General features: G+C 53.4%; 15 protein-coding genes. 10 read left to right on the forward strand and 5 right to left on the reverse strand.

The features are described 5' to 3' along the window. Window positions 1-42: 42 nt before the first annotated feature. Window positions 43-525, reverse strand: a complete 483-nt coding sequence (locus tag TH19_RS08310; RefSeq protein ID WP_114101898.1) for a DMT family transporter — start codon at window positions 523-525, stop codon at window positions 43-45. Window positions 526-596: 71 nt separating this feature from the next. Here TH19_RS08310 and TH19_RS08315 point away from each other — a divergent pair, with 71 nt between their 5' ends. From TH19_RS08315 to TH19_RS08330, 4 genes are all read left to right on the forward strand, one after another. Continuing rightward, window positions 597-1,514: a LysR family transcriptional regulator gene (locus tag TH19_RS08315; protein ID WP_114101899.1), complete on the forward strand. Its 918-nt coding sequence runs from the start codon at window positions 597-599 to the stop codon at window positions 1,512-1,514. A gap of 127 nt (window positions 1,515-1,641) precedes the next feature. Next, entirely contained in the window at window positions 1,642-2,574 is a 933-nt protein-coding gene (locus TH19_RS08320; RefSeq protein ID WP_114101900.1) for an L-lactate dehydrogenase, read from the forward strand. A 72-nt stretch (window positions 2,575-2,646) separates the two neighbouring features. Beyond that, window positions 2,647-3,591, forward strand: coding sequence for an alpha/beta hydrolase (locus TH19_RS08325; protein ID WP_114101901.1), 945 nt, complete (start codon window positions 2,647-2,649; stop codon window positions 3,589-3,591). 221 nt (window positions 3,592-3,812) lie between these two features. Beyond that, entirely contained in the window at window positions 3,813-5,483 is a 1,671-nt protein-coding gene (locus TH19_RS08330; RefSeq protein ID WP_114101902.1) for a BCCT family transporter, read from the forward strand. Between the two features lie 101 nt (window positions 5,484-5,584). Here the strand turns inward: TH19_RS08330 and TH19_RS08335 are convergent, their stop codons facing one another. Further along, a complete protein-coding gene (locus TH19_RS08335) occupies window positions 5,585-6,040 on the reverse strand; it encodes an META domain-containing protein (protein ID WP_114101903.1) in 456 nt (151 codons plus the stop codon). Window positions 6,041-6,310: 270 nt separating this feature from the next. Here TH19_RS08335 and TH19_RS08345 point away from each other — a divergent pair, with 270 nt between their 5' ends. From TH19_RS08345 to TH19_RS08370, 6 genes are all read left to right on the forward strand, one after another. Beyond that, window positions 6,311-7,306 (forward strand): Ldh family oxidoreductase, encoded by a 996-nt coding sequence (locus TH19_RS08345; RefSeq protein WP_114102154.1) that lies wholly within the window; start codon window positions 6,311-6,313, stop codon window positions 7,304-7,306. 301 nt (window positions 7,307-7,607) lie between these two features. Further along, window positions 7,608-8,453 (forward strand): phosphonate ABC transporter ATP-binding protein, encoded by an 846-nt coding sequence (gene phnC, locus TH19_RS08350; RefSeq protein WP_114101905.1) that lies wholly within the window; start codon window positions 7,608-7,610, stop codon window positions 8,451-8,453. Between the two features lie 69 nt (window positions 8,454-8,522). Further along, complete coding sequence (gene phnD, locus TH19_RS08355) at window positions 8,523-9,539, forward strand: phosphonate ABC transporter substrate-binding protein (RefSeq protein WP_114101906.1); 1,017 nt, start codon at window positions 8,523-8,525, stop codon at window positions 9,537-9,539. 69 nt (window positions 9,540-9,608) lie between these two features. After that, window positions 9,609-10,421 (forward strand): phosphonate ABC transporter, permease protein PhnE, encoded by an 813-nt coding sequence (phnE, locus tag TH19_RS08360; RefSeq protein WP_114102155.1) that lies wholly within the window; start codon window positions 9,609-9,611, stop codon window positions 10,419-10,421. A gap of 4 nt (window positions 10,422-10,425) precedes the next feature. After that, window positions 10,426-11,073, forward strand: a complete 648-nt coding sequence (locus TH19_RS08365) for an LbetaH domain-containing protein (RefSeq protein WP_114101907.1) — start codon at window positions 10,426-10,428, stop codon at window positions 11,071-11,073. 136 nt (window positions 11,074-11,209) lie between these two features. After that, window positions 11,210-11,908, forward strand: a complete 699-nt coding sequence (locus TH19_RS08370; protein ID WP_114102156.1) for a DUF1045 domain-containing protein — start codon at window positions 11,210-11,212, stop codon at window positions 11,906-11,908. A gap of 64 nt (window positions 11,909-11,972) precedes the next feature. Here the strand turns inward: TH19_RS08370 and phnN are convergent, their stop codons facing one another. From phnN to phnL, 3 genes are read right to left on the reverse strand one after another with little or no spacing between them, the layout of a single operon-like run. Then, entirely contained in the window at window positions 11,973-12,578 is a 606-nt protein-coding gene (gene phnN, locus TH19_RS08375) for a phosphonate metabolism protein/1,5-bisphosphokinase (PRPP-forming) PhnN (protein WP_181846364.1), read from the reverse strand. Beyond that, window positions 12,575-13,717 carry an alpha-D-ribose 1-methylphosphonate 5-triphosphate diphosphatase gene (locus TH19_RS08380; RefSeq protein WP_114101908.1) on the reverse strand — a complete coding sequence of 381 codons (1,143 nt, stop codon included), beginning with the start codon at window positions 13,715-13,717 and terminating at the stop codon, window positions 12,575-12,577. Before TH19_RS08380 ends, phnN begins: the two co-directional genes overlap by 4 nt. Next, window positions 13,710-14,414: a phosphonate C-P lyase system protein PhnL gene (gene phnL, locus TH19_RS08385; protein ID WP_220151715.1), complete on the reverse strand. Its 705-nt coding sequence runs from the start codon at window positions 14,412-14,414 to the stop codon at window positions 13,710-13,712. Before phnL ends, TH19_RS08380 begins: the two co-directional genes overlap by 8 nt. Window positions 14,415-14,418: the final 4 nt, after the last annotated feature.

Raw genomic sequence — 14,418 nt, forward strand, 5'->3', positions numbered from 1 at the left:
GGTTTTGTCGTTTTAGTCTTGGGTCAGCATTAGAACCTGTGCTCATAACTTGATGGCAGGTTTTGAACCAAGCAACTGTACCTGCATGACAATCAGTCCAAGAAGGATCAAACCAAGGCCGACCAGACGGGACCAGGTGACGGGTTTCTGGGGCAGTCCTACAAGGCCCCATTGATCAATGATGGTTGAGGCAAGCATTTGCCCGGCAATGACAGCCATGATGAAGCCGACAGCGCCAAGCTTTGGTGCGAGCATCAACGCGCCGGTAATGTAAACAACGCCGACGATACCCCCGATCCAAATCCATCGCGGAGTGTGCGTGAGATTGGACAGAGTTGGTATGCCGACTTTCGCAAAAGCCATGACAGGCAGGATGCAGGCAAAACTGATGCAAAGAGATATCAGTGTTCCCCACAGGGGATGGCCGAGCGAGCGCCCAAGAGCGGCGTTGGCACCGGCTTGAAACGGAACCACGGCACCGGTGACGATGGCAGCAAGGATTAGAAAGAGTGAGCTGGTTTGCATGATGAACCTCCAATGCAGACCAGAAACGCTATTTATTTCACTAATGGAAATTCCGATATATTATCCAAGTTATGCATGAAACGAATTCTCTTCGCGGCGTTGACCTTAATCTACTGGTTGTCCTTGATGCTTTGCTGGCTGAGCAGCATGTTTCGCGTACCGCGACACGCCTCAATATGAGCCAGCCAGCGGTTAGCCATGCGCTTGGTCGTTTGCGGCATCTGTTTGATGATCCCTTGCTGATCCGTCGCGGCGGGAAGCTTATCCCCAGTGCGAAGGCACTCGAAATTGCGCCGATACTGACCGAAGCCCTTCGGCAAATGCAGGAAGTCCTTGAACCCGAGGGCTTTGATGCGGCAAGGGAAAAGCGGACGTTTAGACTGGCGATGTCTGATTATGGTTCATCTGTCATTTTGCCCGGGCTTTTGAATGTGCTGCGACGTGATGCACCGGGAATTGATGTGGAGATCGTTCATTCAAGCCGAGATGTGATGCAGGGAATGGTGCGGGACGGAGAATGCGATCTTGCTTTGGGTGTGTTCCCGAAACTGCCCGACCGGATCGAAGCCCAACAACTGTTCGTGGAACATTTTGCTTGTCTGGCAGATCAGGCACAGTTGAGCGGTCATGACCCGCGTGCGTTGGAAGGGTATCTTGCGCGACCCCATATCTTGGTGACGATGAAAGATGAAAACATCAGCGAGATAGATGCGGCCTTGGCTGCTTGCGGCCACACCCGCCGGATTGCCGTGACGCTGCCTCATTGGGCAAATGCAACTCGGTTGATTGGGGGAACCGATCTGATTCTTACGGTTGCACACAAGGCGCTACAGCATATGGATGGCAATCCGGCGTTTGCCATTTTTGAACCGCCCTTTTCGATCCCGTCATTTTCATTTGTTCAGATATGGCATGAGCGGCGCAATGGTGATCCCGGTCACCAATGGCTTCGCGATGTTGTGGCAAGTCTTGCAATGTCATTGAAGTAGGGGGCGGAAGGTGTTCCCAAACACGTTATGCCACCTGTGACATCAAAGAGATCATCCTCACTTTTATCTGTCTTGCTGAAATGGCATTATCTTTTTGATCGGACTACAGAAATCAGGAGAACGTGTGATGAAGGTCGGGATTGTCGGCGCAGGTATGGTGGGAAGCTCGGCGGGTTATGCGCTTGCCGTCATGGGACTTGCCAGCACGGTGGTTCTGGTCGATCACAATCATGACCTTGCGGTCGCCCAAGCCGAAGATATCGCCCATGCCGTGCCCTTTATGTCCTCGACCATAGTGGAGGCCGCAGATTATGACGGGCTGGTTGGGGCAAAGGTTGTCATTCTGGCCGCCGGGGTCAGTCAAAAGCCCGGAGAAACCCGTTTGGCGTTGCTGGAGCGCAATGCAGCGGTCTTTAAGGATGTGGTCGGCAAGGTTTTATCAGTCGCACCGGAGGCCATCCTTTTGATTGCATCGAACCCGGTCGATATCATGACCCAGATTACCCAACGTATTTCAGGGTTGCCTGCTGGTCGTGTGATCGGTTCGGGAACCATCCTTGATACCGCACGTTTCAGGAGCCTTTTAGGTCGGCACCTGGGAATATCGCCGCAATCAGTGCATGCCTATGTTCTTGGCGAACATGGTGACAGCGAAGTTTTGGCCTGGTCGAATGCGAAAGTCGGATCGTTGTCCTTGGCCGAAATTGCCGCACAGGTCGGTTCCCCGATTACCCGCGATGTCCGCGCGCGGATCGATGATGGTGTGCGCAACGCTGCATACAAAATCATCAAGGGCAAAGGAGCGACTTATTACGGGATTGGTGCAGGTCTGGCCCGGATTGTAAAGGCGATTGCCCGTGATCAGCATGATGTATTAACCGTATCCTGTGTGATGCCGGAAGTTGGCGGCGTGCGGGATGTGGCCTTGTCAATTCCGCGGGTTATTGGTGTAGACGGGATCAGTGCGGATTTGATGCCCGATCTGAGCAGCGAAGAGTTTGAAGAGCTTGAGAAAAGTGCGCAGCTTTTGAAAGACAGCGTCGAAAGCATTGCGCTGTAGACTGAGAGAATTCTTTTAAAGGTCGGGGAACCGCGTTAATTTCGACCTGTCCCAACGCGCAAGGTTTTCCAGATGTCGGAGTCCGACCCGGTTTCATTTGAGATCAGCTATGGCCAAATGCCTGATGAAGAGGGCATTCGGTCCTTTATTACCAAATGCGACAGCTTTTTCCCGCCGGATGCAGTTGCCGCGACGATTGAGCAACAGCGCATCTGGTACGACGCACTTTGTGCACAATTCTCCTTTCCGCATCCCGATGGCATGGAAGTGCGTGACGAGGTGATCGGTGATGTGCCGGTGCGCCATTACCGCCCGGCCATGCTGACAACATCAAACCGTATTCTTTATATGCATGGCGGGGGCTTTGTCGTCGGATCACGCGATAGTCACGATGCAATTTGTGCTGATATTGCGTATGCGGCACAGGCCGAGTTAACCGCAATCGATTATCGCTTGGCACCCGAATTCATCTGGCCGCATCAGCATGATGATTGCCGACAGGTCATGCAGCATCTGTTGGCAACCGGCCAGAAACTTGTTCTGGTCGGGGACAGTGCCGGTGGAATGCTTGCCGCAGGGTTGGCTGTGCGGGCACGTGAAGACGGTTTCGGTAAACAAATTCTGGGTCAGGCCCTGATTTATCCGGCACTTGGCGGTGATTTGAACTGGCCAAGTTATGGCCAGATGGCAAATGCACCCGGATTAAGCACCGATGATGTGATTTATTACCGTGATGTCCTTAAGGCGCCGATGGATGATCCCTTTGCCCATGTTCTGTCGGCCGATGACCTGCGCGATTTGCCACAAACCTATATCACCACAGCATATTTTGATCCGCTGCGCGATGATGGGCGGGAGTTTACAGCGCGGTTGGCACGGGCAGGGATATCGGTTCAATACCGTGAAGAACCCCAGATGATCCACGGTTGGCTACGGGCGCGTCGAATGAGTGCCGGGGCAAAGGAGGGCTTTGCCCATCTGTGCAGTGCCATTCGGGAGATGGTCACGCAGGATTAAGGACAGAAATAGAGATAGCAGCATGTGAAAGGACCGGGAAACCGGTCCTTTTTGGTTCTTGGATGTCAGGAATATGGGTATTTCCGATCACCTTCCTGAGTTTCTGGCAGATATATTGCCGTGCATCCGGATCATTCGGGGACTTCGTGCGTTAAACAACCGTGTCTTTGAGTAAGGACAGCTAGGGGTAGCTGTCCGTTCACAATTCTTGGGAGTTTGACATGGGGTCAGAAGCAGAGACGGGCATTGAAAGCCCGGACGGTGCAGCGAACCCGATCGAAACAGATTATGAAATCGGGCAAGATAATATCCAGACCGAGATCGGGCCTTTCGGACTTGATGTCCATAACCCGGTCTTTTTGATCTCCGGTTTGTCGATTGTGGCCTTTGTTTTCCTGACGCTTGCGTTTCAGGAAAGTGTCGGACCGATGTTTAATGATTTGCGCGGTTGGCTTACCTCGACCTTTGACTGGTTCTTCCTGTCAGCTGCAAACATCTTTGTGCTGTTATGCCTGTTCCTGATTGTCTCGCCCCTCGGTCGGGTGCGTCTGGGCGGTGCGGATGCAGTGCCTGATTATTCCTATTCCGGATGGTTTGCGATGCTGTTTGCCGCGGGCATGGGGATCGGCCTGATGTTTTATGGCGTGTCCGAGCCGATTTCGCATTTCTCGACTTCGCTGGGCGGAGTTGCGGTTGGCGATGATGGCTTGCGTACGGATTGGGCCCCGCTGGGGGCCGCCGCGGCCAATCCCGATGCTGCGTTCGAGCTTGGCATGGCTGCGACCATTTTCCACTGGGGGCTTCATCCTTGGGCTATTTACGCAACGGTTGCACTGGCATTGGCCCTGTTTTCGTTTAACAAGGGCCTGCCATTGACCATGCGTTCGGTATTCTATCCGATCTTTGGCGAGCGTGTCTGGGGCTGGACCGGTCATGTCATCGACATTCTGGCGGTCTTTGCCACCCTGTTTGGTTTGGCGACGTCGCTTGGCTTCGGGGCAGAACAGGCCAATGCCGGTCTTGATTTCCTGTTTGGCATTTCGGTTACGGATGGTTCAAAGGTCTTCCTGATCATTGCGATTACCGGTGTTGCCCTGATTTCGGTTTTGGCCGGACTGGATGCCGGGGTCAAGCGCCTGTCGGAAATCAATATGGTTCTGGCGGCATTGTTGTTGCTGTTTGTTGTTTTGGTCGGTCCGACCATGGACATCATCAAGGGGTTCTTTACCTCGCTGGTGGCCTATGTCGAATATCTGCCGGCCCTGTCAAATCCGGTTGATCGTGCAGACACCAACTTCAGCCAGGGCTGGACGTCGTTTTATTGGGCCTGGTGGATTTCCTGGTCGCCGTTTGTCGGGATGTTTATTGCCCGCGTTTCGCGGGGCCGGACGGTGCGGGAATTCATCACCTGCGTTCTGATCATTCCGTCACTGGTCTGTGTGTTCTGGATGACAGCATTCGGTGGAACCGCAGTTCACATAGTCAGTGAAGGCGTTACGGCAATTGCCGAGGCAGGTTTACCGATCAAGCTGTTCATCATGCTGGAACAATTGCCGTTGCATGCCATTACGTCGTTCTTGGGCATTATTCTGGTGATTGTATTCTTTGTCACGTCATCGGATTCCGGGTCGCTGGTGATTGATACGATCACAGCCGGTGGCAAGGTCGATGCGCCGGTACCGCAACGTGTGTTCTGGTGCACCTTTGAGGGGCTGGTTGCGATTGCCCTGTTGTTGGGCGGCGGCCTTGGGTCGCTACAGGCAATGGCGGTTTCAACCGGGTTCCCGTTTGCGATTGTTCTGCTTCTGGCGTGCTATTCGATCATTCAGGGATTGAGAACCGAGCCAGCCGCGGTTGGTCCCAATTCCGAAGCAACACCCTCAGAGGACTAGCTGCTTCACATGATCGCCTTTGTGATCAGGAAATAAAGAAGGGTGCCCAATGTGGCACCCTTCTTTGCGTTTCGGAGACGTCGTGTGCGAAGCAGCCTTGATCAAGGAGCCGGGGATGTAAAGGTCATGACCGGTTTGCCACTGGCATCATTCAGAACAAGATTGCCACCATCAAGCTGCCAGGCGGTTACCAGCGTGGTTGCAGAATTGAACGTGTTTTCGATGTCCATCGCGTCACCAAAACACATTTTTCGGGTCGCGCCGAGTGGCGAGAAAGTCAGTTTTCCTGCATCCTGGCTATAGGTACCAAAGTAGTTGTTACACCCGCTTATGCCATTAACCTTGCCGTCTTCGGTGAAATTGGCGCTGGCCTTGATTGGTGCGGTTGGTGTCAGGGTTTTGTTCCCGTCCGTGAGAATGGTGAGCTGCCATTCCTTGCCAACAACAGAAGACCAATCTGCGGTCATGGTGCTTTGTCCGGTTGTGTTGCAGGCAGAGACAAGCAACGCCGTTGCCATAGCCATCGATGAAAACATGATCGGTTTGATGCGGCGCATATCTGGGCTCCTTGTTTGATCGTGATCCCGTTTTACGGAAATTTGATTGCGGTACCCAAAATGATCTGGGCCGTTGAATTCTTGTTACCGGGGGAGTCTGAAGCACGTTTGCGGCAGGATTTTAGCACAAAGTTCCATATTTATAAGCTCCATCAATACTCTGGCAGGGGGGAGGGTTCTGAAAACGTCTTTGCCTGATGGCGCGACATGGGATTATTGTGGAAAACCCGCCCGTGGCTGTTTCAGCCGATATCCAGGATAAAGATGACCATGAAGATTTCACTTTCCGATGCCCACGCGCTTGTTCGTGATACAATGATGCGCTGCCATGTCAGTCAGGCCAATGCGGCATCCGTTGCCACGGCCTTGGTCACAGCCGAGGCATCAGGGCAAGGTGGTCACGGATTTCGGCGGGTTCCGGCTTATTCCGCGCAGGCCCGCGCCGGGAAGGTTGATGGCCATGCAACCCCGGTTCTGGAGCGCACAGCACCGGGTGTGCTGCGCATTGATGCGCAATATGGATTTGCCTATCCGGCACTTGATCTGATGATGGATCATCTGCCTGACATGGCACGGCGCCAAGGGATCGCGATTGCCTCGTTCCATAAATCCCACCATGCCGGTGTCATGGGGCTGACTGTAGAACGTCTGGCGGAGCAGGGGCTTGCCGCAATGATGTTTGCCAACGCACCGGCTGCGATGGCAGCATGGGGCGGGCGGCGTCCGATGTTTGGCACCAACCCGATTGCGTTCGGTATTCCGGTTGGCGATGCCGGTGATCCGATCATTATTGATCTGGCCCTGTCGAAAGTCGCCCGTGGCAAGATCATGGCCGCCAAGCAAAAGGGTGTTGATATCCCCGATGACTGGGCATTCGATCCCGAGGGTAATCCGACAACCGATCCCGTCAAAGCACTGGATGGGACGATGGTTCCGGCAGGCGGGGTCAAGGGCGCGGCACTTGCCATGATGGTTGAATTGCTGGCAGCTGGCATGACCGGGGCACAGTTTGGTCATCAGTCGTCATCGCTGTTTGATGACAAGGGCAAGCCACCTGCATTGGGGCAAATGATCATTGCGATTGACCCGGTTGCAACCGGTAGGGCCGGTGTTGTTGATCATCTTGCGGCAATCGCCAATGAAATCGCGTCTGAAGAAGGTGTACGTCTTCCGGGACGTCGCGGCAAGTTGGCGCGTCTTACCGCCGAAGCCGAGGGCATTGAGATCGAAGACGATGTTATGGCCGCAATCAACGCGATCATCTAGAACCGGGTATCACACGATAATAGCAGGTGATCTGTGCGTGAACGCATGCGGAATTAAATTCGCGTGCGCTCATGTCCTGCATCAATAAGAAAATTATTCTGATATTTTTCAATAATATTTCAGTTTTTATTTAAGTATGCATCGTTTTTATTTTGATGAATATTTGATGTATAGACAAGTTTGATTGTTGTTGGTGTAAATCAAGCGCCGTAATCATCGAACTGTAACATCAGTGTCACTGTAGAGTCGCCATTCATGCGTAGTTTCTTCATCCAGTGAAACACATGCAGGCGATTTCTTGATGCTGGTTGTAGATATTTCTGGACTGAACAAAAGCTTTACCCGTGACAAGCGTGCACTGAACGATGTCAGGTTGCAGGTACGGGAAGGCGAGATGGTCGCATTGATCGGTGCGTCAGGTTCAGGTAAATCAACACTGATCCGTCATATTGCCGGTTTGCTGCGCGGGGATCGCGACGGCGGCAAAATCGTTGTGTTTGGTGAAACGATTCAGGAAAACGGTAAAATTTCCCGTGGCGCGCGCAAGGTTCGTGCGGAAATCGGTGTTGTTTTCCAGCAATTCAATCTTGTCAGCCGCCTTTCGGTTTTGACCAATGTTTTGATGGGGCTGCTGGGCCGCGTGCCAGCCTGGCGCGGGTCGCTTGGTCTGTTTACCAAATCGGAAAAAATGCGTGCCATGGCGGCCCTGCATCGCGTTGGCATTGATGCGGATGCATCAAAAAAGGCCCGCAACCTTTCGGGTGGTCAGCAGCAGCGTGCCGCAATTGCGCGCACCATCACCCAGGGTGCGCGCCTTATCCTTGCGGATGAGCCGATCGCATCCCTTGATCCGGCGTCCTCGCGCAAGGTGATGAACACCCTTGATCGTGTAAACCGCGAAGACAACGTGACCGTTATCGTCTCCCTTCATCAGGTCGATTACGCCAAGGATTATTGCAAACGAACCATCGCCATGCGCGATGGTTCTGTTGTTTTTGACGGGCCATCAACCCAGTTGACGCCGGAATTCCTGCGCGAACTTTACGGCGAATATTCTTCCGAGCTTTTTGCAGACGGTTCCGAGGACGCGCCGCGTCCCGCAGCAGAGCCCGTTGCGAAAAAGGATCTGGCCGTGGCGTCAAGCTAGCCGGGTCGAATTTCTGACTGCCTTACCTCATCGAAACACGTCCAATTCATATTTGACAGGGGACTTCCTATGATCCGTAAGACAATTGCATCCGCAGCACTGGCTGCAACATTGCTGGCATCCGGTATTGCCGCGGCTGACGTCGAGTACAAGCCGCTTGAACAGGACCCGGAGAAACTGGTTTTCGGTTTTATCTCGACTGAATCGAGCTCGAACCTCAAAGCCCAGTGGCAGCCGATGATCGATGACATGGAAAAAGCACTCGGCAAAGAGATCGAGGCATTCTTTGCACCGGATTATGCCGGCATCATCGAAGGCATGCGTTTTGGCAAGGTTCACGTTGGCTGGTTCGGTAACAAGTCGGCAATGGAAGCCGTTGACCGCGCCGGTGGCGAAGTTTTCGTTCAGACCTCCAAGTCCGATGGCACCAACGGCTATTATTCCCACATCATCACCCAGGCTGATAACGACAAGCTCAATACGCTTGCCGACATGCTGAAATGTGATGGTTCGCTGAACTTCGGTATCGGTGATCCGAACTCGACCTCGGGCTTCCTGGTTCCGACCTATTACGTCTTCGCGCAGAACGGTGTTGATCCGAAGGATTGCTTCAAAACCGTTCGCAATGCGAACCACGAAACCAACCTGATGGCGACTGCCAACAAACAGGTTGATGTTGCTGCCAACAACTCCGAGCAGCTTGCACGTACCGAAATGAACAAGCCGGAAATCACCGACAAGGTCAAAGTGATCTGGACCTCGCCGCTGATCCCGTCTGACCCGATGGTTTATCGTAAAGATCTGTCGCGTGAACTGAAATCCGAAATCAAGGCCTTCTTCCTTGGTTATGGCCGTATGGGCGACGTTGAAGGTGCCAACAAGGTTCTGGCAGGTATCCAGGACGGTATGGGCAAATTCATGGAAAGCTCGAACGCACAGCTTTACCCGATCCGTCAGCTTGCTCTGTACAAAGACAAGCTGAAAATCCAGAACACCGAAGAACTGTCCGCTGACGAAAAAGCAGCCCGTATTGCTGTTATCGACAAGAAGCTGGCTGAACTCGACATTCTGGTTTCCTACGAATAATCCGCCTTTCGACAGGTAGCACCCGTAACAGGTGCTCCCTGTTTGCATTTACCTTCCGGGATTAACATGATGAACAGCAGCATTTCTTCCGCATCGTCTGTCGCAACGGAGCTTCCGCCGAAGGACCTGAAACGGTCTGCATCCAGCTTCCTGCTTTGGGCCATTATTTTCGGCCTTTTGGCTATGTCGTGGGAAGGTGCGGATATGCGCCCGATGGCGCTGTTTGAAAACAGCGGCAATATGGTCGACTTCGCCGAGGGCTTTTTCCCGCCGGACTTCCTGATGTGGAAGACGTATGTCGAAGAAATGTGGATTACCATCCAGATCGCGATCTGGGGAACGGCATTGTCGATTGTGTGTTCCATCCCGTTTGGAATTCTTTCGTCCGAAAATATCGTGCCGGTGTGGGTGTATCAGCCTGTTCGCCGTTTGATGGATTCCTTCCGCGCGATTAACGAAATGGTCTTTGCCATGTTGTTCGTTGTGGCAGTCGGGCTGGGTCCTTTTGCCGGTGTTCTCGCGCTTTGGATCCATACCACCGGTGTGTTGGCCAAACTTTTTTCCGAGGCGGTCGAGGCCATTGATCCTGAACCTGTCGAAGGCATTCGCGCAACGGGGGCCAATGCGCTTCAGGAAGTTATTTTCGGCGTGATCCCGCAAGTCCTGCCACTTTGGATTTCCTATTCGTTGTATCGTTTTGAGAGCAATGTGCGTTCGGCCACCGTTCTTGGCATTGTTGGTGCGGGCGGCATTGGCATGGTGCTTTGGGAATATATTCGCGGGTTCTATTACGCGGAAACCGCCGCGGTCATGATCATCATCATCATTTCGGTCAGCCTGCTTGATATGGTTTCCCAGCGTCTGCGCAAACTGGTGACCTGATTAAATGAGCTTTCAAATTTCGCAGGCCAAGCCTGCCATGAAGTCCCTGTCAGAAGCACCGACGATTGATGCCAGTGCAACAGTTGTTGATTGCGAAATGGGTGTCTGGACTGAAGTTGGTCCGCGGACATCCATGCGTGAAACGAAAATGGATGATTATTCCTATGTCGTGAATGACAGCGAGATCATCTATTCCGATATCGGCAAATTCGTGAATATTGCGGCGCATACCCGTATCAATCCCGGTCAACATCCGATTGACCGGGCATCGATGCATCACTTCCAGTATCGATCAAGCGCCTATCAGCTTGGTGATGACGATCCGGCATTCTTTGACTGGCGTCGGGAAAAACGCGTGACGCTTCATCATGATGTCTGGATCGGGCACGGTGCGATTGTGCAGGGTGGGGTGACCATCGGGATTGGATCGGTTGTCGGTTCCGGTGCGGTGGTGACCAAGGATGTGCCGCCATACACCATTGTAACGGGCATACCGGCAAGTCCCCTTCGCCCCCGGTTCGAGGCCGATATCATTGATGCCCTTTTGCGCATTCAGTGGTGGGACTGGTCCCATGATTTGTTGCGGGATCGGCTTGATGACTTCCGCAGTCTTCCGGTGCGTGAATTCTGCCTGAAATACGATACGGTTTGATCTGTTATGCGTGTTTGATCTTGTGATGCGCCGAAGATGTCATTCTTCGGCGTTTTTCGTTAAACGGGTGTTGCGCGGCGGCGCAACAATTCCCAAGATGGGGCTTGGCCCCAAGACATTCTGTCAAAGAGAAATCATGTCAGAATATCAACGATATGCACTTTATTATGCGCCTGCGCCGCAAAGCGACCTTGGGATGTTTGGGGACGCTTGGTTGGGGCGTGATGCAACAACGGGCCAGGACGTTGCACGACTGATTGTCGAAGGTCTTGATGGGGGCGAAATCATTACGGCAACCACATCCCCCGTGCGATACGGTTTTCACGGGACTTTAAAGCCCCCCTTTGCCCTTAATGACGGGCAGGGCCAAGCTGATCTTGAAGCCGCGATCAGGGATGTTGCCGCGCATATCAAACCGTTCAGCTGCGGCCCTTTGACGTTAAAGGCAATTGGTCGGTTTTTGGCGCTTGTGCCGACGGAGCCGATTGAAGGGCTTGGCGCGCTTGCAGCATTGCTGGTGCGTGATCTTGATGCATTCCGCAAACCCGAAGACGAAGCAGCGATGAACAAACGCCGCGCGGTCGGCCTTACAGATCGACAGGAAGCCTATCTGGTTGAATGGGGATATCCCTATGTGATGGAAGAATTCCGGTTTCATCTGACCCTGACCAACAAGCTTGAACCGGGGCAGGCTGAGCGATTTGAAAACGCATTGGCACCCGTTGTTGCGCCGTTCTGTGCGGAGCCGTTTGAAGTCACCGATATCTGCCTGTTCGGGGATCCGGGCGACGGAAAACCATTCCGGTTTTTGCAAAGATTTGCGCTTAAGGGGTAAACAAAAATGCTGCAGTTTTTGCTGCAGCATTTTTGCTTATAAGGTTTCATCGGAAAGCCAAGGTTCAAGCCCGATTGGCGATGGCCTGATCAATCTCGATGGCGGCGATGAAGCGCGCAATCCCGGTTTCAAGATCGGCATCATTATCGACATGGACGATATTGTTGCCATCCACCTGATAAGCCGATGCACGCGCAAGACGTCGTTCGATATCAAGGGCATCTTCGCGCCCGCGGGATTCCAGACGTTTGCGCAAAACTTCCCGGCTGGCCCGGATGCTCAGAATCCGGACCTGATCATGGCCGATCAGGGATCGGGCATCGTCAATCACACTGCGTGATACATTGACGATGACGGTTTTCCCCTCTGCCACATCATCCTGCACATGACGCGGAATGCCATAACACAGATCATGTGCCTTCCAGCTGAGCAGGAAGGCGCCTTGCCGTGCCATTTGACCGAAATCTTCGGCCCGAACGGGAATGTGAACCTCACCGACCGATCCGGCCGGGCGGGTGATGCAGCGTCGCGGAAAGCAGATATGCGCTGCACCTTTGAGCCGTTCCCGTGCGGCATCCAGAAGGGTGTCCTTGCCAACGCCACTGGGGCCGACAACAAGGACCAGAAGTCCGGTTTTTACTGCGCCATCATGGGTATGGCGTTCGGTCATGACACACGGACACCTTCACGCCAGACACCGCGTACAATCGGATGATGCGGTGAATGATGTACCCGGATCAGATCGCCGCGCTTGCCAGTGGCAATTTCACCACGGTCCGTCAGGCCGACTTGCGTTGCCGGGTTAAGTGATACAGTGCGAATTGCGCGTGGCAGATCATAGCCGTCAAAATCATCAAACAGCTTCATCGCCCCGTGCAACAAGCTGTGCGGGACATAATCACTTGAAATGATGTCGAGATAACCATTCTTTGCCAGATCGCTTGCGGCAACGTTGCCACTATGTGACCCGCCACGTACAAGGTTCGGTCCGCCCATCATCACACCAAGTCCGCCTTCATGCGATGCCTTGGCTGCTTCAAGGGTGGTCGGGAATTCAGCCACGGTCATCTTGTCCTGCACGGCCTCGGCAACATGTTCGGCAGTTGCGTCATCATGGCTGGCAAGGGCAAGGTTCTTGGCATGTGCCAAATCCACGACATGACGGCGATGTTTGACGGAATAAAGTTCGGAATCGCGTTTGCGCGATGCGATGAATTTCCGCATCTCTTCGTCGCTCATACCGTATTTGCCCTGATAGTAGGTATAATAGGCATCAAGGCTGACGAATTGGCGCTGCCCCGGGGTGTGATCCATCACCGAGAGCATCTTGACCAAAGGCAGATCAACAAGGTTGTCGAGTGCCTCGACCAGACCGCCATAGGACGTCTCGCACCGCAGATGCAGTTTATGGTCTGCCCGAAGAAGCTTGTTTTCAAGGGCATGTTCCAGGGCGGTGACCGATTCAATCAGACGTTCGATACGTTCCGAACCATCTGTCACATCGCCAACTGAAATGGCATCAAACACCGTAGTGATGCCGGCACTGGCAACCTGATTGTCATGGGCGACAACGGCGGCCGTGGCAGGCCAGCGGGTTTTGGGACGCGGGGTCAGGTGCTTTTCAAGGTTGTCGGTATGAAGTTCCACCAGCCCGGGCATCAGGTAATCGCCACCCATATCCTCGGCACCGGCAATGTTGGATGGCCGGTCGGAAACATCTGTAATCAGTCCGTCTTTGATCTGAACGGCACCATCAATGACTTCATTTGCCAGAACGAGTTTGGCATTGGTAAAAATCTGTTCAGTCATTGGCCCCAACTTTAAACGAAGTCACATCAAACGACCCGGTGCACACTGCATCCCGGGTTTCATGGTCATGGAAGATACCGGCAATTGCCGCGCCACGTCCCTTGGCTTCTTCAATCAATGCCAAAACAGTGGCACGATTTTGGGCGTCAAGCGATGCGGTCGGTTCATCAAGTAACATGATCGGATAATCGGCAATAAAACCACGCGCAATATTCACGCGTTGCTGTTCGCCCCCGGAAAATGTCAGGGGCGAAAGTTGCCACAAACGTTCCGGAATGCGAAGCCGGGTTAAAAGATCACGCGCCTTGTCCATGGCGTGATCACGTGCCGCACCCAGTGCAACAAGCGGTTCAGCCACGATTTCAAGGGTCGGAACACGCGGGATCACGCGCAGGAACTGGCTGACATATCCCATGGTGCGTTTGCGAACCTCAAGGATCGAATGCGGGCTGGCGGTGGTGATGTCAAGCCAGTCACCATCATGGAACACCCTGATGGACCCGTCCGAGCATGTGTAATTGGCATAAAGCATCCGCATAAAGGTACTTTTCCCCGAACCCGATTCACCGGTCAGCGCAATGCATTCCCCGCCCGAAAGGGTGAAATCAACACCCTGAAAAACCGGAATTGTTACACTGCCCTGTGTGTGGAGCGTAAAGCTTTTGGCGACGTTTTGAGCATGAAGCATTTCAGACATTTTC

Origin of the sequence: Thalassospira profundimaris (assembly GCF_003326675.1) — a bacterium.
Lineage (GTDB): Bacteria > Pseudomonadota > Alphaproteobacteria > Rhodospirillales > Thalassospiraceae > Thalassospira > Thalassospira aquimaris.